We start from the raw sequence: 21,965 nt of genomic DNA on the forward strand, positions 1-21,965 counted from the left end.
GATCCGAGAAGAACAGGTGAGGTCATGATTCGATACAGCACCCAGCCGCGACGACTTCGAGTGTCCGCGCTGGCGGCGGTGGCCAACCCGTCGTACGCCCGTGTCGACACCTGGAACCTGCTCGACGACGCGTGCCGTCACCTCGCCGAGGTGGATCTCGCCGGCCTGGACAAAACCCACGACGTCGCCCGGGTGAAGCGCCTGATGGATCGCATCGCCGCCTACGAGCGGTACTGGCTGTACCCGGGTGCGGAAAACCTGGCGGTCTTCCGCGCGCACCTGGAGAGCCTGTCCACGGTGCGGCTCACCGAAGAGGTCTCCCTGGCCGTGCGGCTGCTGAGCGAATATGGGGACCGCGCAGGCCTTTTCGACACCTCGGCCCCGCTGGATGACCAGGAGCTGGTGGCGCAGGCCAAACAGCAGCATTTCTACACCGTGTTGCTCGCCGACGACGCCCCGAGCACGGCGCCGGACAGCCTGGCCGAATGCCTGCGGGCGCTGCGTTGTCCGTCCGACGACGTGCAGTTCGAGATCCTAGTGGTCCCCAGCGTCGAGGACGCCATCACCGCGGTCGCGCTCAACGGGGAGATCCAGGCCGCGATCATCCGCGACGACCTGCCGCTGCGCTCCCGCGACCGGTTGCCGCTGATGAACACGTTGCTCGGGCCCAACGAGGACGCGGACGGAGTCATTCCCGACCGCGCCAACGACTGGGTGGAGTGCGGCGAGTGGATCAGGGAGCTGCGGCCCCACATCGACCTGTACCTGCTCACCGACGAGTCGATCGCGGCGGGCGACGACAGCGAACCCGATGTCTACGACCGGACGTTCTACCGGCTCAACGACGTCACCGATCTGCACAGCACGGTGCTCGCCGGTCTGCGAAACCGTTATGCCACACCATTTTTCGATGCCCTGCGGGCGTACGCGGCGGCGCCGGTCGGCCAGTTCCACGCGCTGCCCGTCGCGCGCGGCGCCAGCATCTTCAACTCCAGGTCGCTGCAGGACATGGGGGAGTTCTACGGCCGCAACATCTTCATGGCCGAAACCTCCACCACCTCCGGCGGTCTGGACTCGCTGCTCGACCCGCACGGCAACATCAAGAAGGCGATGGACAAGGCCGCCAAAACGTGGAACGCCGACCACACCTACTTCGTCACCAACGGGACGTCGACCGCCAACAAGATCGTCGTGCAGTCGCTGACCCGCCCCGGCGACATCGTGCTCATCGACCGCAACTGCCACAAGTCGCACCACTACGGGCTGGTGCTGGCCGGCGCCTACCCGCTGTACCTGGACGCGTATCCGCTGCCGCAGTTCGCGATCTACGGGGCGGTGTCGCTGCGCACCATCAAGCAGACGCTGCTGGATCTGGAGGCGGCCGGCCAGTTGCACCGCGTGCGGATGCTGCTGCTGACCAACTGCACCTTCGACGGCGTCGTCTACAACCCGCTGCAGGTCATGCAGGAGGTGCTGGCCATCAAGCCGGACATCTGCTTCCTGTGGGACGAGGCATGGTACGCCTTCGCGACGGCGGTGCCGTGGGCCCGGCAGCGGACCGCGATGGTGGCCGCCGAGCGCCTCGAGCACATGCTGGTGTCACCGGAATACGTTGAGGAATACCGGAAGTGGGCCGCGTCGATGCAAGGCCTCGACCGGTCGGAGTGGATCGAGCGTGAGCTGATGCCCGACCCGGCCACCGCGCGGGTGCGCGTGTACGCGACGCACTCCACGCACAAATCGCTGTCGGCGCTGCGGCAGGCGTCGATGATCCACGTCCGTGACCAGGATTTCAACGCGCTCACCCGCGACGCGTTCGGTGAGGCGTTCCTGACCCACACCTCGACTTCACCGAACCAGCAGCTCCTCGCGTCGCTGGACTTGGCGCGCCGGCAGGTCGACATCGAAGGGTTCCAACTGGTCCGGCAGGTCTACGACATGGCGCTGGTCTTCCGGCACCGGGTCCGCAAGGACCGGCTGATCAGCAAGTGGTTCCGCATCCTCGATGAATCCGACCTGGTGCCAGAGGAATTCCGCGAGTCGTCGGTCAGTTCGTACCGCGAGGTCAGGCAGGGGGCGCTGGCCGAGTGGAACGAGGCGTGGCGCTCCGACCAGTTCGTGCTGGACGCGACCCGGGTGACCCTGTTCGTCGGCGCGACCGGGATGAACGGTTACGACTTCCGCGAGAAGATCCTGATGGAGCGGTTCGGCATCCAGATCAACAAGACGTCGATCAACAGCGTGTTGTTGATCTTCACGATCGGTGTCACCTGGTCGAGCGTGCACTACCTGCTCGACGTGTTGCGAAGGGTGGCAATCGATTTCGACCGCACCGAAAAGGCGGCGAGCGTGGCGGACCGGGCGCTGCAGGAGCGCCATGTCGAGGAGATCACCGAGGATCTGCCGCACCTGCCCGACTTCAGCGAGTTCGACGTCGCGTTCCGTCCCGTCGATCAATGCAACTTCGGGGACATGCGGTCGGCGTTCTACGCCGGATACGAAGAGTCCGATCGCGAGCACGTGCTGATCGGCATGGCCGGCCGGCGGCTGGCCGAGGGCAAGACGCTGGTGTCGACCACGTTCGTGGTGCCCTACCCGCCGGGCTTCCCGGTGCTGGTGCCCGGCCAGGTGGTCTCCAAGGAGATCGTCTACTTCCTCGCGCAGCTCGACGTCAAGGAAATCCACGGGTACAACCCGGATTTGGGGTTGTCGGTGTTCACCGAGACGGCGCTGGCGCGCATGGAAGCGCAACGCAACGCCGCGGCGGCCGCCGTGGGGTCGGTGACCGCGGCGTTCGAGCTGCCCGCGGACGCGTCCGGCATGAACGGGACGCGCAACGGCGCCGACGACGCCCGGGCGGTGCCGTCGGTGGCCGACAACAGCTGAGCGCTCAGCCGGTGTCCGATTCGGCTTCCGCCGCATCCTCTTTGGGCCGGCCGGGGTGGCGGCCGGGACGCTGCGGTATGACCACGACCAATACCGCGATCAGCGCGGCGAGCACCGCCGAGGCGAGCGGGCGACTCCACGCCAGGCCGCCGTCGGCGACGGGCTTGTCGATGAAGTCGCCCACGGTCGCGCCCAGCGGCCTGGTGAGGATGAAGGCGATCCAGAACAGGGCGACGCGAGAAATGGAGGTCCAGTAGTACAGGGCGGCGACGACGGTGAGGCCGGCGGCGAATACCAACGCGCCGCGCTCGTAACCGAAATCGCGGGTATCGGCCAGCCAGTCGCCGAGCGCGGTTCCCAGCGTCTGCGAGAACGTGATGGTTGCCCAGTAGAAGGCCTCCACTTTCGGCGTCGAGACGGTGGAGACCGAGACGCTGCCTTGCGTCGCGCGCCAGAGCCCCAGGGCGGCCAGCAGGCAGCCCAGCAGCAGCAGCGATCCGCCCGTGTAACCGATGCCCAGCGATCGGTCGGCGAAATCGGCCAGCACGGTGCCGAACGTCGTCGAGGCCACGATCGTCGCCCAGTACAGGGCCGCGCGGAATCGCTTGGCCAGGATTTGCGCGGCAACCAGCGCCACCAGCGCGACGCCGAAGATCCCGACGCCGGCCGCGTAACCCCAATTCAGCGTCATCGTGACGGTGTCGCCGCCCGTCTCGCCCAACGTCGTGGCCAAGACCTTGATGACCCAGAAGCCGAGGGTGACCGCCGGCACCTTGGTCAACGCGTGTTTCGAAACGTCCGTCATGCGGGCATCTTCCGTTGTCGCTGGTTGTGCACGCCCACGGTAGCGCGCGTCGGGTTCTGCTCACCAAGATCACAAGGCCGGCGGGTGGGCGCGGGTGGCGCAATGGCGTGGCGGCCCGTGGTTTTAGCTGGTCGGGCCCGAATGGGGCCCGGCGCAATACGTTCGGCCGCCGTCGTTGGCCCCCGTCGTCGGCCGGAAAGGGCCCCTGAGCTGCGTTAGCGTGGCGGCGTGGCGCAACCAGTACCCGTCGGGGATGCTCAGGGCTCGCGGGCCAATCGCGCCCGCCGGGTCGCCGACGTGTTGCGCCAGCAGATCCACGCCGACGCCTACCCGGACGGCCTGCCGGCCGAACTGGACTTGGCCGCCGAATTCTCGGTCTCGCGCAACACCGTTCGTGAAGCGCTGACCGTCCTCAAGCACGAGGGGTTGATCGACCGGGGGCCCAAGGTCGGCACCCACGTCGCGCAGCGCAAGTACGCCCACGGGCTCGACGCGCTGCTGGGCCTGAAGGAGACGTTCAAGGACCTCGGCGTGGTGCGCAACGAGGTGCGGGCGGCCATGCCGGTCACCGCGCCGCCGTCGGTGGCCCGCCGGTTGCGGCTGAAGCCGGGGGAGCAGGCGGTGTTCGTCGAGCGGCTGCGCTACCTCGGCGACCTGCCGCTCAGCCTGGACCTCACCTACCTCGCCCCGGACATCGGCGGGCAGGTGTTGAACCATCCCCTCGAGACCGACGACTTGTTCGCGCTCATCGAGGACGTCAGCGGGCAGCGGCTGGGCTCGGCGACGCTGGCACTCGAGGCCATCCCCGCCGACGCGCATTCGGCGGCCACGCTGCAGGTGCCCGACGGTGCGGCCCTGCTGATGCTGGAGCGCCTCACCAGCCTCGCGGACGGCACACCCGTCGACCTCGAGTACATCCGGATGCGCGGTGACCGAATCACCATGCGCGGCAATCTTGTCAGAGCCGAAACGAGGAGCAACTCATGACGCTGATCAACAACACGCGTGCGGACGTACCCGTGACGATCGACGAGTCGCTGTGCATCGACGGCTGCACGCTGTGCGTGGAGGTCTGCCCCCTGGACGCGCTGGCCATCAACCCCGACACCGGCAAGGCCTTCATGCATGTCGACGAATGCTGGTACTGCGGCCCCTGCGCGGCCCGCTGTCCGACCGGCGCCGTCACCGTCAACATGCCCTATCTCCTTCGCTGACAAGCGTTTAGCCTCAGGATCTTTCATGAAACGTCACGCCGTATGGCCGGCGTCGGTGATGGTCGCGGTCGCCGCGCTCACCTCGGGTTGCTCGCTGGAATCCCTGTCGCAGTCATCCGGTGTGGTCAACGTGGTGGTGGGGTACCAGTCCAAGACCATCAACACCGTCACCGCGGGCACGCTGCTGCGCGCGCAGGGCTACCTCGAACGCCGCCTGGCGAACATCACCACCCGCACCGGCACCAAATACGCGGTGCGGTGGCAGGATTACGACACCGGCGCCCCGATCACCGCGCAGATGCTCGCCGAAAAGATCGACATCGGCTCGATGGGCGACTATCCGATGCTGATCAACGGCTCCAAGACGCAGGCCAACCCGCTGGCCCGCACCGAGATCGTCTCCATCACCGGCTACAACCCCAAGGGCGCCCTCAACATGGTGGTGGTGAGCCCGGATTCGCACGCCAAGGGCCTGACCGACCTCGCGGGCACCAAGGTCTCCGCCAGCGTCGGGTCGGCCGGCCACGGCACCCTGGTGCGGGCGCTGAGCCGGGCCTGCGGCGGCGGTGTCTGCGGTGTCGAGGTGCTCAACCAACAACCGCAGGTCGGGGCGTCGGCGCTGGAATCCGGTCAGGTGCAAGCGCTTTCGCAATTCGTCGCCTGGCCGGGGCTGCTGGTCTACCAGGGCAAGGCCAAACTGCTCTACGACGGGGCCGAGCTGAACCTGCCCACCCTGCACGGCGTGGTGGTGCGCCGCTCCTACGCGTCGGCGCACCCGGAGGTGCTGGGCGCCTTCCTGCAGGCGCAACTGGACGCCACCGACTTCCTGAACAACAAGCCGCTGCAGGCCGCCCGCATCGTCGCCGAGGAAAGCGGGCTGCCCCAGGAGGTGGTGTACCTCTACAACGGTCCCGGCGGCACGTCGTTCGACACCACGCTGAAGCCGTCGCTCGTCGAGGCGTTGAAAAGCGATGTGCCGTACCTGAAGTCGATCGGCGACTTCGCCGACCTCGATGTGGCGAAGTTCGTCGTGGACGAACCGCTGCGCGCGGTGTTCACCGCCCGCGGGCTCGACTACGCGGCGTCGCGGGCGCGCACCGCCAACCCGTCGGCGCTGCGCGGCGACCCCGCGCTGGCCAGCGAGCTGTGGCTGGACGGAGCCGACGCGACGCAGACGATCGCCACCCCGACCGGCCTGCTGCAGGCCGTGCGGGATGCGGTCGGCCACGGCGCCAAGGTCCGCGCGGCCTACGTTCCCGACGCCGAACTCGGCACTCGCTGGTTCGCGGACAAGGCGTTCTGGGTCAAAGACGGGCAGAACTACCTGCCGTTCGGCACCGCGGCCGGCGCGCACCGGTACCTCGCCGCCCACCCGGGCGGCGTCGTCATGGATTACCAAGAGGCACTGGGAGGTTCGGTATGACTGCCCAAGTGGTGGCCGATCAAGTCCTTGGCGTGGTCTCGACGCCCGCGGTGACGCGGCCGCGGCGCATCACGGCGCGGTGGCAGTCCCGGCTGCTGCGGGTGGCGTCGGTGGCAGCCGCGATCGGGGTGTGGCAGTTGCTCACCGCGGACAAGGTGCGGCTGTTGCTGCGGTTCGACACGCTGCCCACCGTCACCGAGATCGTGAACGCGCTGCACCGCCGGCTCGGCACCGGCGAATACTGGCTCGACCTGGCGCAGTCGCTGATCCGCATTTTGACCGGCTTCGGGCTGGCCGCCGTCATCGGCGTCGCGACCGGTGTGCTGCTGGGCCGTTCGCGGCTGTTCGCCGACGTCTTCGGGCCGCTGGCGGAGCTGGCCCGGCCCATCCCGGCGATCGCGATGGTGCCCGTGGCCATCCTGCTGTTCCCGACCGACGAGGCCGGCATCGTGTTCATCACGTTCCTGGCGGCCTATTTCCCGATCATGGTCTCCACCCGGCACGCGGTGCGCGCACTGCCCACGCTGTGGGAGGACTCGGTGCGCACGCTGGGTGGTGGCCGCTGGCAGGTGCTGACCCAGGTGGTGCTGCCCGGCATCCTGCCGGGTGTGTTCGGCGGGTTGTCCGTCGGCATGGGCGTGGCGTGGATCTGCGTGATCTCCGCCGAGATGATCTCCGGGCGCCTCGGCGTCGGCTACCGCACCTGGCAGGACTACACCGTGCTGGCCTACCCGCAGGTGTTCGTCGGCATCATCACCATCGGCGTGCTGGGGTTCGTGACGTCGGCGGCCGTCGAGGTGGTGGGCCGCCGCGTGACCCGCTGGCTGCCCCGCGCACAGGAGGGAGCACGATGACCGCGACGAAAACCGGGATGACCCTCGAGCTGGACCGGGTTCGGTTGTCCTACAACGGTCCTCCGGTGATCGACGAGCTGAGCCTGGTGGTGCGGCCGGGGGAGATCCTGGTGCTGACCGGGCCGTCGGGCTGCGGCAAGTCGACGGTGCTGCGCGCCCTGGCCGGCCTGCTCTCACCCGACGGCGGCCGCGTGCTGGCCGACGGCGGCGCCGTCCACACCACCTCGGGCGACCGGGGAATGGTGTTCCAGGACAACGCTTTGCTGCCCTGGCGCACCGTGCGGTCCAACATCGAACTGGCGCTGCGCCTGCGCGGCGAACCCCGGTCCGGCCGGCGCGCCGCCGCCGAACGCTGGATCGACGAACTCGGTCTCACCGGCTTCGGCGACTACCTGCCCAAGAGCCTGTCCGGCGGGATGCGCCAGCGCGTCCAGCTCGCGCGGGGCCTGGCCGGCGCGCCCCGCGCGGTGATGATGGACGAGCCGTTCGGCGCGCTGGACACCCAGACGCGGGCGGCCATGCAGCGCTTGCTGATCGACACCTGGCGCACCCACCCGACCACGATCGTGTTCGTCACCCACGACGTCGACGAGGCGCTGGCGCTCGGCGACCGCATCGTGGTGCTGGGCCGCGCCGGTGAGCCACTGCGAGCCTCGATCGAGGTGCCGGATCCGCGCAGCGACCGGCCGCAGCAGGAATTGCGCGCGCAGATCATCGCCGCGCTGAACCACGCGGAGGTCCCATGATGCAGATTCCCGACCCGGCGGCACCGGTCCGGCTCGACTGTGACGTCCTGGTCATCGGCGGCGGCACCGCCGGCACCATGGCGGCGCTGTCCGCGGCCGAGAACGGCGCGCAGGTGCTGTTGCTGGAGAAGGCCCATGTGCGGCACTCCGGCGCCCTGGCGATGGGCATGGACGGGGTCAACAACGCGGTGATCCCCGGCAAGGCCGAGCCCGAGGACTACGTCGCCGAGATCACCCGCGCCAACGACGGAATCGTCAACCAGCGCACGGTGTATCAGACCGCCACCCGCGGGTTCGCGATGGTGCAGCGGCTGGAGCGCTACGGGGTGAAGTTCGAGAAGAACGAGCACGGTGAGTACGCCGTGCGCCGGGTGCACCGCTCGGGTTCGTACGTGCTGCCCATGCCCGAGGGCAAGGACGTGAAAAAGGCGCTGTACCGGGTGCTTCGGCAACGGTCGATGCGCGAGAAGATCCGGATCGAGAACCGGCTGATGCCGGTGCGGGTGCTGGTGGACGGCGGCCGTGCGGTGGGCGCCGCGGCGCTCAACACGCGCACCGGCGAGTTCGTCACCGTCGGCGCCAAGGCGGTGATCCTGGCGACCGGGGCGTGCGGCCGGCTCGGGCTGCCCGCCTCGGGCTATCTGTACGGCACATACGAGAATCCGACCAACGCCGGCGACGGGTACTCGATGGCCTACCACGCGGGTGCCGAGCTGTCCGGGATCGAATGCTTCCAGGTCAACCCGTTGATCAAGGACTACAACGGCCCGGCGTGCGCGTACGTGGCCAATCCCTTTGGCGGATACCAGGTCAACGCGCTCGGCGAGCGGTTCGTGGACTCCGACTACTGGTCGGGGCAGATGATGGCCGAGGTCAAAAGCGAGATCGACTCCGCGCGCGGACCCATCTATCTCAAGGTGACGCACCTCGCCGATGAGACGCTGACCGCGCTGGAAAACATCCTGCACACCACCGAACGGCCCACCCGCGGCACGTTCCACGCCAATCGCGGCCACGACTACCGCACCCACGACATCGAGATGCATATCTCCGAGATCGGTTTGTGCAGTGGGCATTCCGCCTCCGGCGTGTGGGTCGACGAGCAGGCCCGCACCACGGTGCCCGGCCTGTACGCCGCGGGAGACATGGCCTGCGTCCCGCACAACTACATGATCGGGGCGTTCGTGTTCGGCGACCTGGCCGGCACGCACGCCGCGGCCACTCTGGCCGACGTGGCTGCGCCGCAACGTCTTCCGGAGGACCAGGTGCGCGAGGCGCACGAGTTGATCTACCGGCCGCTGCGCCACCCGGACGGCCCGCCGCAGCCCCAGGTCGAATACAAGCTGCGCCGCTTCGTCAACGACTATGTCGCCCCGCCGAAGACGGCGGCCAAATTGTCGCTCGCGATCCGCACCTTCGACCGGATGAGCGATGAGATCGCCGAGATGGGCGCCCGCAACCCGCACGAGCTGATGCGCGCGGTGGAGGTGTCGTTCATCCGGGACTGCGCCGAGATGGCCGCCCGGTCCTCGCACACCCGCACCGAATCGCGCTGGGGCCTCTACCACGACCGCGCCGATCTACCCGGCCGCGACGACAACCAATGGGGCTACCACCTCAACCTGCGCAAGAGCCCCGGCGGTGAGATGGTGTTCCTCAAACGGCCGGTGGCGCCGTATTTCGTGCCGGTCCCCGAGCTGGACGGGCTGCCGCCCACCGACCAGACCGTGTACCCGGTGGAGGAGCCGCCGCTGATCGGCGGCCAGGCCCCGGCCACGGCGGTGTCCCGGATCGCCTCGGCCACAACGGCGTTCGAACCTCCCTCGCCCCGCATCGCCGAGGTGCTGGCGCTCGAGGAACCGACGGTCACCGACCTGGCGCGCTACCTCGCCGACTCCGATCCCGGCGTGCGCCGCACGGCGGTGGCAACATTGACCGAGCACATCCCCGACGGGTATGCGCCCGCCCTGTTGGCCGCGCTGGGCGACGACGACGCCGCCGTCCGCCGCACCGGCGCCGACGGGATCCGCGAGCTGGTCGAGGTGCTCCCCGAGCCCGAAAAGGCTGGGGAATACCTGGATTCGGCCGACCGCGTGGTGCGGGCGGCGGCGCTGTACGTCCTGGCGGCACGCCGCTCCGGTGACGGCGCCCAATACCGTCGGGCCCTCGCCGACGCCGATCATCGGGTGCGTATCGAGGCCGTGCGCGCGCTGGTGTCCGTCGACGACGTGCACGGCGTCGTCGCCGCTGCCGCCGACCAGAACCGGGAGGTCCGGATCGCCGCGGCCGCCGGGCTGGCGACGCTAAGGGGCGGAGCCGAGGCCGTGCGCGGGCTGGTCGCCGACACGGACCCGTTGGTCCGTGCCGCCGGCCTCGCCGCGTTGGGCGAGATAGGTTGCGGCCAAGACGATTACAGCGCCGTCAAGCTGGCGCTACGGGCCCCGGCGTGGCAGGTGCGCGAAGGCGCGGCGCGGGCGCTGGCCGGCGCGGCGGCGGACTTCGCGGTTCCGCAGCTGTCCGAGGCGCTCAGCGACGCGCATCTGGACGTGCGCAAGGCGGCGGTGCTCAGCCTGACGCGCTGGGCGGCCGAACCCGCCGCGCGGGACGCCCTGGGGATCGCGCTCAAGGACAGCGACGCCGACGTGCGCGCCTACGCGCGCCGGGCGCTGGGACACGACGGCTCACCGGCGAACGACTAGTCAGCGCAGGATCTTGGCGTAGAGCAGACTGTCCTGCGGCTCGGGCCCCATGGTGGGGTAGACGGCGTGCCGGGCCAGCCGCCCCTCCAGGAAGAAACCGGCGTGCTCGAGCAGTCGCGCCGAACGTTCGTTGTCGACGCTGCAGGTGGCCCAGACGCGATACACCTCGCGATCGGCGTCGAGCGCGGTGAGCAGCATGCCGAGCACCTCGGACATCAGACCCTTGCCCCACCACCGCCGGCCCAGGCAGTAGCCGATCTCGACCGAGTGCGGCGCCGCGCGCCGGCAGCTGGCCAGCCCGACGACCTCGCCGCGGTGCCGCAGCTCGATCACCCAGGTCTTCTCGTCGGCGCCGGCGTTGAGTTTTTCGGTGATCACCCGCCGCGTCGCGGCCACGTCGGGATGCGGCGCCCACAGCAGATATTTGGTGACCTGTGGATCGCGCGCGACCCGCTGGTACAGCGGCCCGGCGTCGTCGAGCGTGGGCGGGCGCAGCGTCAGCCGCGGCCCGTTGATGCGGTCGGGTGGGTAATCGGCCATGGCGGTGCGCCCTTTAGAGGCCGAGCGCGCGATACGTGTTGCGGACAAATCTCGGTTGGGCGGTGCGGAGTTTGGCCAGCGACGTGTTGCCGGCGACGGCCGTGGCCGCGTCGACGGTCAGGTCCGGCAGGTTCTGGATGAGGTAGATCAGGATCAGATCCGCGGTGGGGTCCGCCTGCCACCAGGTCCCGTAGGCGCCCGGCCAGCTGAACGTGCCGACGCCGCCGGGCCCGAACAGCGGTGTGCTCCTTGCCGGATCGGTCACCACCGACAGGTTCAGCCCGAAGCCGCGGCCCACCCAATACGGCGCGCCGAGGAAGTTGTGCCGCTTCTGCTCGTCGGTCAGGCGGTCGGTGCGCATCAGCCGGACGGACTCCTCCGAGAGCACCCGCACGCCGTCGATCGTTCCGCCGTCGAGCAGCATCCGCACGAAACGCAGGTAATCGTCGGCGCTCGACCACAACCCGCCGCCGGCGTTGCAGAACGACGGCGGCGTCAGGTGCGGCGGGCCCATCACCCCGTGCTGCAGCTGGTGCTCGTTGGTCAGCCGGTACATGGTCGCCGCGCGGCGCCGGGCCTCGGGGGTGACGAAGAACCCGGTGTCGGTCATGCCCGCCGGACCCAGGATCCGTTCGTCGAGAACCTGATGGAACGGCTTGCCCTCGATGCGGGAAGCGATGACGCCCAGCAGGTCGATGGAATGGCTGTAGGTGACCCGGTCGCCGGGTTGGTGCACCAGCGGCAGCTTGGCGAGTTCGGCCAGCCAGGCGTCCGGGCCCTGATTGAACGGCAGCCGCATGTAGGCCTTGGCGATCGGCCCGGACACCGAGAATCCGTACGCCAGGCCGCTGGTGTGGGTGAGCAGGTCCTCGATCAGGATGGCGCGGTTCACCGGGTGGGTGCGGTCCAGCGGGCCGTGCGGATCGTCGAGCACCCGCACGTCGGCCAGCTCCGGCGCCCAGCGCACGATCGGATCCTTGAGCGTCAGCTTGCCCTCGTCGACCAGGCTCATGATCGTGGCGACGGTCACCGGCTTGGTCATCGACGCGATGCGAAACAGCGTGTCGCGCTGCATCGGCAGGCCCGCGTCGACGTCGCGATAGCCGATCTCGTTGACCTGCAGCAGTTCTCCGCGCTGCCACACCACCGTCACGGCGCCGGCGAGCAGGCCGGCGTCGCACACTTCGCGGACGGAGGCCGCGTTACCATCCAGGGTCCTGCGATTCACTCGGTCAGGTTAGCGGGCCGGCGCCGAAAGCCGATTGGCGCCGTTGCGCGCGGAAGGGGTGCCCAAGGACCGTCCACGTCCGTCCCACCGTCACTCGGCGACTTGTCGCTGTGAGGCGGGCACACATCCTGTCCTTCCCGGGAGAGACGCATGGGGCGGGTGTGACGAGCACGAGGCGAAGCGATGCGCGCCACACACGCCTGGCGCCGCCGCCCCCGAAATAAGTGCTACGCTGCCGTGCAGTCGACATCCTTTAACGATCCGTCCCGTGAGGCGGAGAAGGAGGTCAAGTTTCGTATGGGTGCTGCGGGCGACACGCGCTCAGGCAGTGATTCCCGGGAATTGATGTCGGCGGCCGACGTGGGCCGCACCATTTCCCGTATCGCACACCAGATCATCGAAAAGACGGCCCTCGACGGTCCCGACGCGCCGCGGGTCGTGCTACTGGGCATCCCCACACGCGGCGTGATCCTGGCCAAGCGTCTGGCCGGCAACATCGGCGAATACAGCGGCGTCGAGGTCGGCCACGGCGCGCTGGACATCACCCTGTACCGCGACGACCTGATGCAAAAACCACCGCGGCCGCTGGAAGCAACCTCGATCCCGGCCGGCGGCATCGACGACGCGTTGGTGATCCTGGTCGACGACGTGCTCTACTCCGGCCGCTCGGTGCGCTCCGCCCTGGACGCGCTGCGCGACGTCGGCCGCCCCCGGGTGGTGCAGCTGGCGGTGCTGGTCGACCGCGGCCATCGCGAACTGCCGCTGCGCGCCGATTACGTGGGCAAGAACGTTCCCACCTCACGCGGCGAGAGCGTGCACGTGTTGTTGAGGGAGAACGACGGTGACGACGGGGTGGTGATCTCGCGATGACGCGCCACCTGCTCGCCGCCGGCGACCTGAGCCTCGACGACGCGACCGCCATCCTCGACGACGCCGACCGCTTCGCCCAGGCGCTGGTGGGCCGCGAGATCAAGAAACTGCCGACGCTGCGCGGCCGCACCATCGTGACGATGTTCTACGAGAACTCGACCCGCACCCGGGTGTCCTTTGAGGTGGCCGGCAAGTGGATGAGCGCCGACGTGATCAACGTCAGTGCCACCGGATCGTCGGTGGGCAAGGGCGAGTCCCTGCGCGACACCGCACTGACGCTGCGGGCTGCCGGGGCGGACGCGCTGATCATCCGACATCCGGCGTCGGGCGCCGCGCATCTGCTTGCCGAATGGACATGCGCCGAAGGCGATTCCGCTGATTCCGGCCCCTCGGTGATCAACGCCGGGGACGGCACTCACGAGCACCCGACGCAGGCGCTGCTGGACGCGCTCACCATCCGCCAGCGGCTCGGCGGCATCGATGGCCGGCGCGTCGTGATCGTCGGCGACGTCCTGCACAGCCGGGTGGCTCGTTCCAACGTCATGTTGCTGCACACCTTGGGCGCCGAGGTGGTCCTGGTGGCACCGCCGACGCTGCTGCCGGTCGGCGTCGAGGGCTGGCCGGTCACCGTGTCCAACGACTTCGACGCCGAGCTGCCCGCCGCCGACGCGGTGCTGATGCTGCGCGTGCAGGCCGAGCGGATGAACGGCGGCTTCTTCCCGTCGGTGCGCGAATACTCGTCGCTGTACGGGCTTTCCGATCGTCGCCAGGCGATGCTGCCCGGCCACGCCGTGGTGCTGCACCCCGGACCGATGCTGCGCGGCATGGAGATCGCATCATCGGTGGCCGACTCGTCGCAATCGGCGGTGCTGCAACAGGTTTCCAACGGTGTGCATGTGCGGATGGCGGTGCTGTTCCATGTGCTCGTGGGTGCCGAGTCGGCCGGAAACGAGGGGGCCGCATGAGCGTTTTGCTGCGCGGGGTTCGGCTGTACGGCGAAGGCGACCGCGTCGACGTGTTGGTGGATGACGGTCAGATCGCCGAGATCGGCCCGGGCCTGAAGATCCCCGACTCAGCCGACGTCATCGACGCGACGGGCCAGGTGCTGCTCCCGGGGTTCGTCGACCTGCACACCCACCTGCGCGAGCCGGGCCGAGAATACGCCGAGGACATCGAAACCGGTTCGGCCGCTGCGGCTTTGGGCGGATACACGGCGGTGTTCGCGATGGCCAACACCAACCCGGTCGCCGACAGCCCGGTGGTCACCGACCACGTCTGGCATCGGGGCCAGCAGGTCGGCCTGGTCGACGTGCACCCGGTGGGCGCCGTCACCGTCGGACTGGCCGGCAAAGAGCTCACCGAGATGGGCATGATGGCGAACGGGGCCGCGCAGGTGCGGATGTTCTCCGACGACGGCATTTGCGTGCACGATCCGCTGGTGATGCGCCGCGCCCTCGAGTACGCCACCGGCCTGGGCGTGCTCGTCGCCCAGCACGCCGAGGAGCCCCGGCTGACCGTCGGCGCCGTCGCCCACGAGGGCCCCACCGCCGCCCGGCTGGGCCTGTCCGGATGGCCGCGGGCGGCCGAGGAATCCATCGTCGCCCGGGACGCGCTGCTGGCCCGCGACGCCGGCGCCCGGGTGCACATCTGCCACGCCTCCACCGCGGGCACCGTCGAGATCGTGAAATGGGCCAAGGATCAAGGGATTTCGATCACCGCCGAGGTCACCCCGCACCACCTGATGCTCGACGACAGCCGGCTGGCCAGCTACGACGGGCGCAACCGCGTCAACCCGCCGCTGCGCGAAGCGGCCGACGCGGTGGCGCTGCGCCAGGCGCTGGCCGACGGCGTCATCGACTGCGTGGCCACCGATCACGCCCCGCACGCCGAGCACGAGAAGTGCGTGGAGTTCTCCGCGGCGCGGCCCGGCATGCTGGGGCTGCAGACGGCGCTGTCGATCGTGGTGCAGACGATGGTCATCCCCGGGCTGCTGACCTGGCGTGGCCTCGCCCGGGTGATGAGCGAAAACCCCGCGCGCATCGCGCGCCTGCCCGATCACGGCCGGCCGCTGGAGGTGGGGGAGCCGGCCAACCTGACCGTGGTGGACCCCGACGCCACCTGGACCGTCGCCGGGCCCGACCTGGCCAGCCGGTCGGCCAACACGCCCTACGAAGCGATGACCTTGCCCGCCACCGTGACCGCGACCCTGCTGCGCGGCAAGGTCACCTGCCGAGACGGGAAGTGCCCGGCATGAATTCGGGCACGCTGGTGGGGTCGCTGATCTTCGCGGCGGTGCTGGTGGTGGTGATCACGGTGGTGATCCAGCTGATGATGCGCAGCTGGCAGCGCCGCGCGCAGCGGCAGGCGGAGCTGATCGGCGACCTACCGCAGATCCCGGACCAGGTCGGTGCGGCGAGCATCACCACCCGCGGCCACTATTGCGGTTCCATGATGGCGCCGGGCTGGAGCGAGCGAATCGCGGCAGGCGATCTCGGTTACCGCAGCAAAGCGGTGCTGACCCGCTACGCCGGGGGCATCATGGTGGAACGCCTGCGGGCCCAACCGATTTGGATTCCACAGGACTCGATCACTGCCATCCGCATGGAGCGCGGCATGGCGGTGCGGCCGGCCCGGATCGGCATACTGGCGATCCGCTGGCGGCTGCCGTCGGGCGTCGAGATCGACACCGGTTTCCGGGCGAATGAGCGCCACGACTACGACGAGTGGCTAGAGGAACGACGGGATGGCCAGGAGAATGAGGTCGCGTGAGCAGTAAGGCCCTATTGGTACTCGAAGACGGCCGCGTCTTCACCGGCACGCCGTTCGGCAAGATCGGTCAAGCGCTGGGCGAGGCCGTGTTTTCCACCGGCATGTCCGGCTACCAGGAGACGCTGACCGATCCCAGTTACCACCGGCAGATCGTGGTGGCCACGGCGCCGCAGATCGGCAACACCGGGTGGAACGACGAGGACGCCGAGAGCCGCGGTGACAAGATCTGGGTCGCCGGCTACGCGGTGCGCGATCCCTCGCCGCGCCCATCCAACTGGCGGGCCACCGGAACCCTGGAGGACGAGCTGATCCGCCAGCACATCGTGGGGATCGCCGGCATCGACACCCGGGCGGTGGTCCGGCATCTGCGCACCCGCGGCTCGATGAAGGCGGGCGTGTTCTCCGGCGACGCGCTCGCCGACCCGGACGAGTTGTTGCAGCGGGTAACGGGACAGCAGTCCATGCTGGGCGCCGACTTGGCCGGCGAGGTCAGCACGCCGGACACCTACATCGTGGAACCCGAAGGGACACCCCGGTTTACGGTGGCCGCGCTGGACCTGGGCATCAAGACCAACACGCCGCGCAATTTCGCCCGGCGCGGCATTCGCAGCCACGTGCTGGCGTCGTCGGCGACCTACGAGCAGATCGCCGACATCAATCCGGACGGAGTGTTCCTGTCCAACGGCCCGGGCGACCCCGCCACCGCCGATCACATCGTGGCGGTCACCCGCGAGGTGCTGGGGGCCGGAATCCCGTTGTTCGGCATCTGTTTCGGCAACCAGATCCTGGGCCGGGCGCTGGGCCTGTCCACCTACAAGATGGTGTTCGGCCACCGCGGTATCAACATCCCGGTCATGGACCACGCCACCGGGCGGGTGGCGGTGACCGCACAGAACCACGGCTTCGCGCTCGAGGGGGAGGCCGGCCAGTCGTTCGACACGCCGTTCGGCCAAGCGATCGTCAGCCACACCTGCGCCAACGACGGAGTCGTCGAGGGCGTCAAACTCGCCGACGGACAGGCCTTTTCGGTTCAATACCATCCGGAGGCCGCCGCCGGCCCTCACGACGCGAATTACCTGTTCGACCAATTCATCGAGTTGATGGCGGCCCCAAACCGCGGAAAGGGGCGGTAGTGCCGCGTCGTACCGACTTGCGTCACGTGCTGGTGATCGGTTCGGGTCCGATCGTGATCGGGCAGGCCTGCGAGTTCGACTACTCGGGCACCCAGGCCTGCCGGGTGCTGCGCGCCGAGGGGCTGCAGGTCAGCCTGGTCAACTCCAACCCGGCCACCATCATGACGGACCCCGAGTACGCCGACCACACCTACGTCGAGCCCATCACCCCCGCCTTCGTCGAACGGGTGATCGCGCAACAGGCCGAGCGGGGCAACAAGATCGACGCCCTGCTGGCCACCCTGGGCGGGCAGACCGCGCTCAACACCGCGGTCGCGCTCTACGAGAACGGGGCGCTCGAGCGCCACGGCGTGGAGCTCATCGGCGCCGACTTCGACGCCATCCAGCGCGGCGAGGACCGGCAGATGTTCAAGGACATCGTCGCCAAGGTGGGCGGTGAATCCGCCCGCAGCCGAGTGTGTTTCACCATGGAAGAGGTCCGCGAGACGGTCGAGGAGCTGGGCCTGCCGGTGGTAGTGCGGCCCAGCTTCACCATGGGCGGCCTGGGATCGGGGATGGCGCGATCCGTCGAGGAGGTCGACCGGATGGCCGGCGCCGGGCTGGCCGAGAGCCCCAGCGCCAACGTGCTCATCGAGGAATCGATCTACGGCTGGAAGGAATTCGAGCTCGAGCTGATGCGCGACGGCAACGACAACGTGGTCGTGGTGTGCTCGATCGAGAACTTCGACCCGATGGGCGTGCACACCGGCGACTCGGTCACCGTCGCGCCGGCCATGACGCTGACCGACCGCGAATACCAGCGGATGCGCGATCTCGGCATCGCGATCCTGCGCGAGGTCGGCGTGGACACCGGGGGCTGCAACATCCAGTTCGCGGTCAACCCGGCCGACGGCCGGCTGATCGTCATCGAGATGAATCCCCGGGTGTCGCGGTCAAGCGCGCTGGCGTCCAAGGCCACCGGCTTCCCGATCGCCAAGATCGCCGCCAAGCTGGCCATCGGCTACACCCTCGACGAGATCGTCAACGACATCACCAAGGAAACCCCGGCCTGCTTCGAGCCCACCCTGGACTACGTGGTGGTCAAGGCGCCGCGGTTCGCCTTCGAGAAGTTCCCGGGCGCCGATCCCACCCTGACCACCACGATGAAATCCGTCGGTGAGGCAATGTCGTTGGGCCGCAACTTCGTTGAGGCGCTGGGCAAGGTGATGCGATCGCTGGAGACCAGCCGCGTCGGCTTCTGGACCAAGCCCGACGACGAGGGGGATATCGAGGAGGTGTTGACCAGGCTGCGGACACCGACCGAGGGCCGCCTCTATGACATCGAACTCGCCCTGCGGCTGGGAGCGTCGGTGGAGCAGGTCGCCGAGGCCAGCGGTGTGGACCCGTGGTTCGTCGCGCAGATCGGCGAGCTGATCACGCTGCGCGCCGAGCTGATCGCCGCGCCGGTCCTCGACGCCGACCTGCTGAGGCGGGCCAAGCACAACGGGCTTTCGGACCGCCAGATCGCCGCGCTGCGGCCCGAATTGGCCGGTGAGAACGGGGTGCGGTCGCTGCGCGGGCGCTTGGGTGTGCACCCGGTGTACAAGACCGTCGACACCTGCGCGGCCGAGTTCGAGGCCAAGACGCCGTACCACTACAGCAGCTACGAACTGGACCCCGCGGCCGAGACCGAGGTGGCGCCGCAGACCGAGAAACCCAAGGTGCTGATCCTGGGGTCGGGCCCCAACCGGATCGGCCAGGGCATCGAATTCGACTACAGTTGCGTGCACGCGGCAACGACGTTGTCGCAGGCCGGTTTTGAGACCGTGATGGTCAACTGCAACCCGGAGACGGTGTCGACCGACTACGACACCGCCGACCGGCTGTACTTCGAGCCGCTGACCTTCGAGGACGTCCTGGAGGTTTTCCGCGCCGAGCAACAGTCGGCCGGCGACGGGCCCGGGGTGGTCGGGGTGATCGTGCAACTCGGCGGCCAAACGCCGCTCGGGTTGGCCCAGCGCCTCGCCGACGCGGGCGTACCGATCGTCGGTACCCCACCGGAAGCCATCGACCTGGCCGAGGACCGCGGCGCGTTCGGCGACGTGCTGACCGCGGCCGGCCTGCCGGCGCCGAAGTACGGCACCGCAACCACTTTCGACCAGGCCCGCCGGATCGCCGAAGACATCGGCTACCCGGTGCTGGTGCGGCCGTCCTACGTGCTGGGCGGCCGCGGCATGGAGATCGTCTACGACGAGGAGACGCTGCAGGGCTACATCACCCGCGCGACCGAGCTCTCGCCCGAGCACCCCGTGCTCGTCGACCGCTTCCTCGAAGACGCGGTGGAGATCGACGTCGACGCGCTCTGCGACGGCACCGAGGTGTACATCGGCGGCATCATGGAGCACATCGAGGAAGCCGGCATCCACTCCGGCGACTCGGCGTGCGCCCTGCCCCCGGTGACGCTGGGCCGCAGCGACATCGAGAAGGTGCGCCGCGCGACCGAGGCCATCGCGCACGGCATCGGCGTGATCGGGCTGCTCAACGTGCAGTACGCACTCAAGGACGACGTGCTCTACGTCCTGGAGGCCAACCCGCGCGCCAGCCGCACGGTGCCTTTCGTGTCCAAGGCCACCGCGATCCCGCTCGCCAAGGCGTGCGCCCGGATCATGTTGGGCGCCAGCATCTCCCAGCTCCGCGAGGAGGGGCTGCTGGCGGCGTCCGGCGACGGGGCCCACGCGGCGCTGGACGCTCCGATCGCCGTCAAGGAGGCGGTGTTGCCCTTCCACCGCTTCCGCCGCGCCGACGGCGCCGCCATCGATTCGCTGCTCGGCCCGGAGATGAAGTCCACCGGCGAGGTGATGGGCATCGACCGCGACTTCGGCACCGCCTTCGCCAAGAGCCAAACCGCCGCCTACGGGTCGCTGCCGGCCCAGGGCACCATCTTCGTGTCCGTGGCCAACCGGGACAAGCGCTCCCTGGTGTTTCCCGTCAAGCGCCTGGCGGACCTGGGATTCCGCGTCCTCGCCACCGAGGGCACCGCGGAGATGTTGCGGCGCAACGGGATTCCCTGCGACGAGGTGCGCAAGCATTTCGAGGACCCGCAACCGGGCCGTCCCGCAACGTCGGCGGTGGACGCCATCAAGGCCGGTGAGGTCGACCTGGTGATCAACACGCCCTACGGCAACTCCGGTCCGCGCATCGACGGCTACGAAATCCGTTCGGCCGCGGTGTCGGTCAACATCCCCTGCGTCACCACGGTGCAGGGCGCGTCGGCCGCGGTGCAGGGCATCGAGGCGGGCATCCGTGGCGACATCGACGTGCGGAGCCTGCAGGAGCTGCACAGCCAGATCGGTAACGGCGGCCAGCCCGGAAACGGTGCCCGGTGACCGGATTCGGGGTCCGGCTGACCGACGCGAAAGCCGAGCGCGGGCCGCTGTGCGTGGGCATCGACCCGCACCCCGAGCTGCTGCGGGCCTGGGGCCTGCCCACGACCGCCGACGGGCTGGCCGCGTTCTGCGACATCTGCATCGAGGCGTTCTCGGGGCTCGCCGTCGTCAAGCCCCAGGTGGCGTTCTTCGAGGCCTATGGCTCCGCCGGATTCGCGGTGCTCGAACGCACCATCGCAGCCCTGCGGTCGGCCGGGGTGCTGGTGCTGGCCGACGCCAAGCGCGGTGACATCGGAACGACGATGGCCGCCTACGCCGCTGCCTGGGCGGGGGATTCGCCGCTGGCCGCCGACGCGGTGACGGCCACGCCGTACCTGGGGTTCGGGTCGCTGCGGCCGCTGCTGGAAGCTGCCGCGGCGCACGACCGGGGCGTGTTCGTGCTGGCCGCGACCTCCAACCCGGAGGGCGCGACCGTGCAGCGGGCCGCCTTCGACGGCCGCACGGTGGCCCAGCTGGTCGTCGACCAGGCGGCGGTGGTGAATCGGTCGGCGACCCCGTCCGGGCCCGGATACGTCGGCGTCGTCGTGGGCGCGACCGTGCTGCAGGCACCCGATCTCAGCGCCCTGGGTGGGCCGGTGCTGGTGCCCGGCCTCGGGGTGCAGGGCGGGCGGCCCGAGGCGCTCGCCGGACTGGGCGGGGCCGAGCCGGGACAGCTGCTGCCCGCGGTGGCGCGCGAGGTGCTGCGGGCCGGGCCGGGGGTGGCGGAGCTGCGCGGGGCGGCCGAACGGATGCTGGACGCCGTCGCCTACCTGGCGGTCTGAGTTAGTGCGATGGCGGCGACCCGCTGCGCCCAGCTACGCCGCGCTTGCGATCGCCGCTAGTCCGACGCCAGCGCCGTGCTGGGCTGGGCGGTTTCGACGATGACGGTGGTGGCCTTGACGACGGCCACCGCGACGCTGCCGGGACGCAGCTGCAACTCCTCGGCGGCCTCGGTGCTCATCAGCGAAACGACGGTGAACGGACCGCACTGCATCTCCACCTGGGTCATCACCTTGTCGCTGACCACCGCGGTGACCAGCCCGACGAAGCGGTTGCGGGCCGAGCTGCCGATGCTGAGCGGGTCGGCCGGCGGTGCGGGCGCGTTGCTGCGGGAGAAGCGGGCGAGGTCCTCGCTGGCGATCACCTTGCGGCCGGCGGCGTCGTGGCTGACCTCCAACGCCCCCTGATTGATCCAGCGCCGCACGGTGTCATCACTGACGCCGAGCAGCTCAGCCGCCTGGCGAATCCGCAGGTTGGACACGCCCCGATCGTAACTGATCCCTCACCGCGGATTAGCTGAACGCCGTCCGGTCGGGCCGCCTTTCCGCAGGTGCGGATCGTTGTCCGCAAGAGTCCGGGTCCTGCGGTAGCACACCCTCTAGTGGTACGAATCC

At 69.4% G+C, this 21,965-nt stretch carries 18 protein-coding genes; 14 read left to right on the top strand and 4 right to left on the bottom strand.

Annotated features, from left to right (window positions below):
- Nucleotides 1-24 precede the first annotated feature (24 nt).
- On the top strand, nt 25-2,886 hold the full coding sequence (locus JF781_RS17515; RefSeq protein ID WP_225328460.1) for an aminotransferase class I/II-fold pyridoxal phosphate-dependent enzyme: 2,862 nt from the start codon (nt 25-27) through the stop codon (nt 2,884-2,886).
- A gap of 4 nt (nt 2,887-2,890) precedes the next feature.
- Here the strand turns inward: JF781_RS17515 and JF781_RS17520 are convergent, their stop codons facing one another.
- Complete coding sequence (locus JF781_RS17520) at nt 2,891-3,691, bottom strand: hypothetical protein (protein ID WP_225328459.1); 801 nt, start codon at nt 3,689-3,691, stop codon at nt 2,891-2,893.
- 228 nt (nt 3,692-3,919) lie between these two features.
- Between JF781_RS17520 and JF781_RS17525 the strand changes: the two genes are divergently transcribed.
- The 6 genes from JF781_RS17525 to JF781_RS17550 are packed head-to-tail and all read left to right on the top strand — an operon-like array spanning nt 3,920 to nt 10,627.
- Nucleotides 3,920-4,678 carry a GntR family transcriptional regulator gene (locus JF781_RS17525; RefSeq protein WP_225328458.1) on the top strand — a complete coding sequence of 253 codons (759 nt, stop codon included), beginning with the start codon at nt 3,920-3,922 and terminating at the stop codon, nt 4,676-4,678.
- Nucleotides 4,675-4,905 (top strand): ferredoxin family protein, encoded by a 231-nt coding sequence (locus JF781_RS17530; RefSeq protein ID WP_008258228.1) that lies wholly within the window; start codon nt 4,675-4,677, stop codon nt 4,903-4,905. Before JF781_RS17525 ends, JF781_RS17530 begins: the two co-directional genes overlap by 4 nt.
- Nucleotides 4,906-4,930: 25 nt before the next feature.
- The gene (locus JF781_RS17535) at nt 4,931-6,328 is read left to right on the top strand and encodes an ABC transporter substrate-binding protein (protein WP_225328457.1); all 1,398 of its coding nucleotides are present in this window, start codon (nt 4,931-4,933) and stop codon (nt 6,326-6,328) included.
- Nucleotides 6,325-7,182, top strand: a complete 858-nt coding sequence (locus JF781_RS17540; RefSeq protein WP_225328456.1) for an ABC transporter permease — start codon at nt 6,325-6,327, stop codon at nt 7,180-7,182. Before JF781_RS17535 ends, JF781_RS17540 begins: the two co-directional genes overlap by 4 nt.
- Nucleotides 7,179-7,928: an ABC transporter ATP-binding protein gene (locus JF781_RS17545; protein WP_225328455.1), complete on the top strand. Its 750-nt coding sequence runs from the start codon at nt 7,179-7,181 to the stop codon at nt 7,926-7,928. Before JF781_RS17540 ends, JF781_RS17545 begins: the two co-directional genes overlap by 4 nt.
- Nucleotides 7,925-10,627, top strand: a complete 2,703-nt coding sequence (locus JF781_RS17550) for a fumarate reductase/succinate dehydrogenase flavoprotein subunit (protein ID WP_225328454.1) — start codon at nt 7,925-7,927, stop codon at nt 10,625-10,627. Before JF781_RS17545 ends, JF781_RS17550 begins: the two co-directional genes overlap by 4 nt.
- Here JF781_RS17550 and JF781_RS17555 read toward each other — a convergent pair whose 3' ends face one another.
- Both JF781_RS17555 and JF781_RS17560 read right to left on the bottom strand, forming a co-directional pair.
- Entirely contained in the window at nt 10,628-11,167 is a 540-nt protein-coding gene (locus JF781_RS17555) for a GNAT family N-acetyltransferase (RefSeq protein ID WP_225328453.1), read from the bottom strand.
- Between the two features lie 13 nt (nt 11,168-11,180).
- Nucleotides 11,181-12,395: a serine hydrolase gene (locus JF781_RS17560; protein ID WP_225328452.1), complete on the bottom strand. Its 1,215-nt coding sequence runs from the start codon at nt 12,393-12,395 to the stop codon at nt 11,181-11,183.
- Between the two features lie 297 nt (nt 12,396-12,692).
- Between JF781_RS17560 and pyrR the strand changes: the two genes are divergently transcribed.
- Genes pyrR through pyrF form a run of 7 tightly spaced genes read left to right on the top strand, consistent with a single transcriptional unit; the run spans nt 12,693 to nt 21,353 of the window.
- Nucleotides 12,693-13,265 (top strand): bifunctional pyr operon transcriptional regulator/uracil phosphoribosyltransferase PyrR, encoded by a 573-nt coding sequence (gene pyrR, locus JF781_RS17565; RefSeq protein ID WP_225328451.1) that lies wholly within the window; start codon nt 12,693-12,695, stop codon nt 13,263-13,265.
- A complete protein-coding gene (locus JF781_RS17570; RefSeq protein ID WP_225328450.1) occupies nt 13,262-14,230 on the top strand; it encodes an aspartate carbamoyltransferase catalytic subunit in 969 nt (322 codons plus the stop codon). The genes pyrR and JF781_RS17570 overlap by 4 nt, the downstream gene beginning before the upstream one ends.
- Nucleotides 14,227-15,519, top strand: coding sequence for a dihydroorotase (locus JF781_RS17575; RefSeq protein WP_225328449.1), 1,293 nt, complete (start codon nt 14,227-14,229; stop codon nt 15,517-15,519). Before JF781_RS17570 ends, JF781_RS17575 begins: the two co-directional genes overlap by 4 nt.
- Nucleotides 15,516-16,034 (top strand): transporter, encoded by a 519-nt coding sequence (locus JF781_RS17580; RefSeq protein ID WP_225328448.1) that lies wholly within the window; start codon nt 15,516-15,518, stop codon nt 16,032-16,034. Before JF781_RS17575 ends, JF781_RS17580 begins: the two co-directional genes overlap by 4 nt.
- Nucleotides 16,031-17,167 carry a glutamine-hydrolyzing carbamoyl-phosphate synthase small subunit gene (gene carA, locus JF781_RS17585; protein ID WP_225328447.1) on the top strand — a complete coding sequence of 379 codons (1,137 nt, stop codon included), beginning with the start codon at nt 16,031-16,033 and terminating at the stop codon, nt 17,165-17,167. The genes JF781_RS17580 and carA overlap by 4 nt, the downstream gene beginning before the upstream one ends.
- Nucleotides 17,167-20,532, top strand: coding sequence for a carbamoyl-phosphate synthase large subunit (gene carB / locus JF781_RS17590; protein WP_225328446.1), 3,366 nt, complete (start codon nt 17,167-17,169; stop codon nt 20,530-20,532). Before carA ends, carB begins: the two co-directional genes overlap by 1 nt.
- A complete protein-coding gene (gene pyrF, locus JF781_RS17595) occupies nt 20,529-21,353 on the top strand; it encodes an orotidine-5'-phosphate decarboxylase (protein WP_225328445.1) in 825 nt (274 codons plus the stop codon). The genes carB and pyrF overlap by 4 nt, the downstream gene beginning before the upstream one ends.
- A gap of 56 nt (nt 21,354-21,409) precedes the next feature.
- On the opposite strand, the gene JF781_RS17600 is transcribed toward pyrF, so the two are convergent.
- Nucleotides 21,410-21,832 (bottom strand): molybdopterin-binding protein, encoded by a 423-nt coding sequence (locus tag JF781_RS17600; protein WP_008258197.1) that lies wholly within the window; start codon nt 21,830-21,832, stop codon nt 21,410-21,412.
- Nucleotides 21,833-21,965 lie beyond the last annotated feature (133 nt).

This window comes from Mycobacterium sp. WUMAC-067, from assembly GCF_020217485.1.
GTDB lineage: Bacteria > Actinomycetota > Actinomycetes > Mycobacteriales > Mycobacteriaceae > Mycobacterium.

Bases quoted from the DNA above. Each gene is read 5' to 3' on its own strand.
- JF781_RS17530 (WP_008258228.1), top strand. From the start codon at position 4,675: ATGACGCTGATCAACAACACGCGTGCGGACGTACCCGTGACGATCGAC.
- pyrR (WP_225328451.1), top strand. From the start codon at position 12,693: ATGGGTGCTGCGGGCGACACGCGCTCAGGCAGTGATTCCCGGGAATTG.
- JF781_RS17540 (WP_225328456.1), top strand. From the start codon at position 6,325: ATGACTGCCCAAGTGGTGGCCGATCAAGTCCTTGGCGTGGTCTCGACG.
- JF781_RS17555 (WP_225328453.1), bottom strand. From the start codon at position 11,167: ATGGCCGATTACCCACCCGACCGCATCAACGGGCCGCGGCTGACGCTG.
- JF781_RS17580 (WP_225328448.1), top strand. From the start codon at position 15,516: ATGAATTCGGGCACGCTGGTGGGGTCGCTGATCTTCGCGGCGGTGCTG.
- JF781_RS17545 (WP_225328455.1), top strand. From the start codon at position 7,179: ATGACCGCGACGAAAACCGGGATGACCCTCGAGCTGGACCGGGTTCGG.
- JF781_RS17570 (WP_225328450.1), top strand. From the start codon at position 13,262: ATGACGCGCCACCTGCTCGCCGCCGGCGACCTGAGCCTCGACGACGCG.
- JF781_RS17520 (WP_225328459.1), bottom strand. From the start codon at position 3,691: ATGACGGACGTTTCGAAACACGCGTTGACCAAGGTGCCGGCGGTCACC.
- JF781_RS17550 (WP_225328454.1), top strand. From the start codon at position 7,925: ATGATGCAGATTCCCGACCCGGCGGCACCGGTCCGGCTCGACTGTGAC.
- JF781_RS17535 (WP_225328457.1), top strand. From the start codon at position 4,931: ATGAAACGTCACGCCGTATGGCCGGCGTCGGTGATGGTCGCGGTCGCC.
- JF781_RS17575 (WP_225328449.1), top strand. From the start codon at position 14,227: ATGAGCGTTTTGCTGCGCGGGGTTCGGCTGTACGGCGAAGGCGACCGC.
- JF781_RS17515 (WP_225328460.1), top strand. From the start codon at position 25: ATGATTCGATACAGCACCCAGCCGCGACGACTTCGAGTGTCCGCGCTG.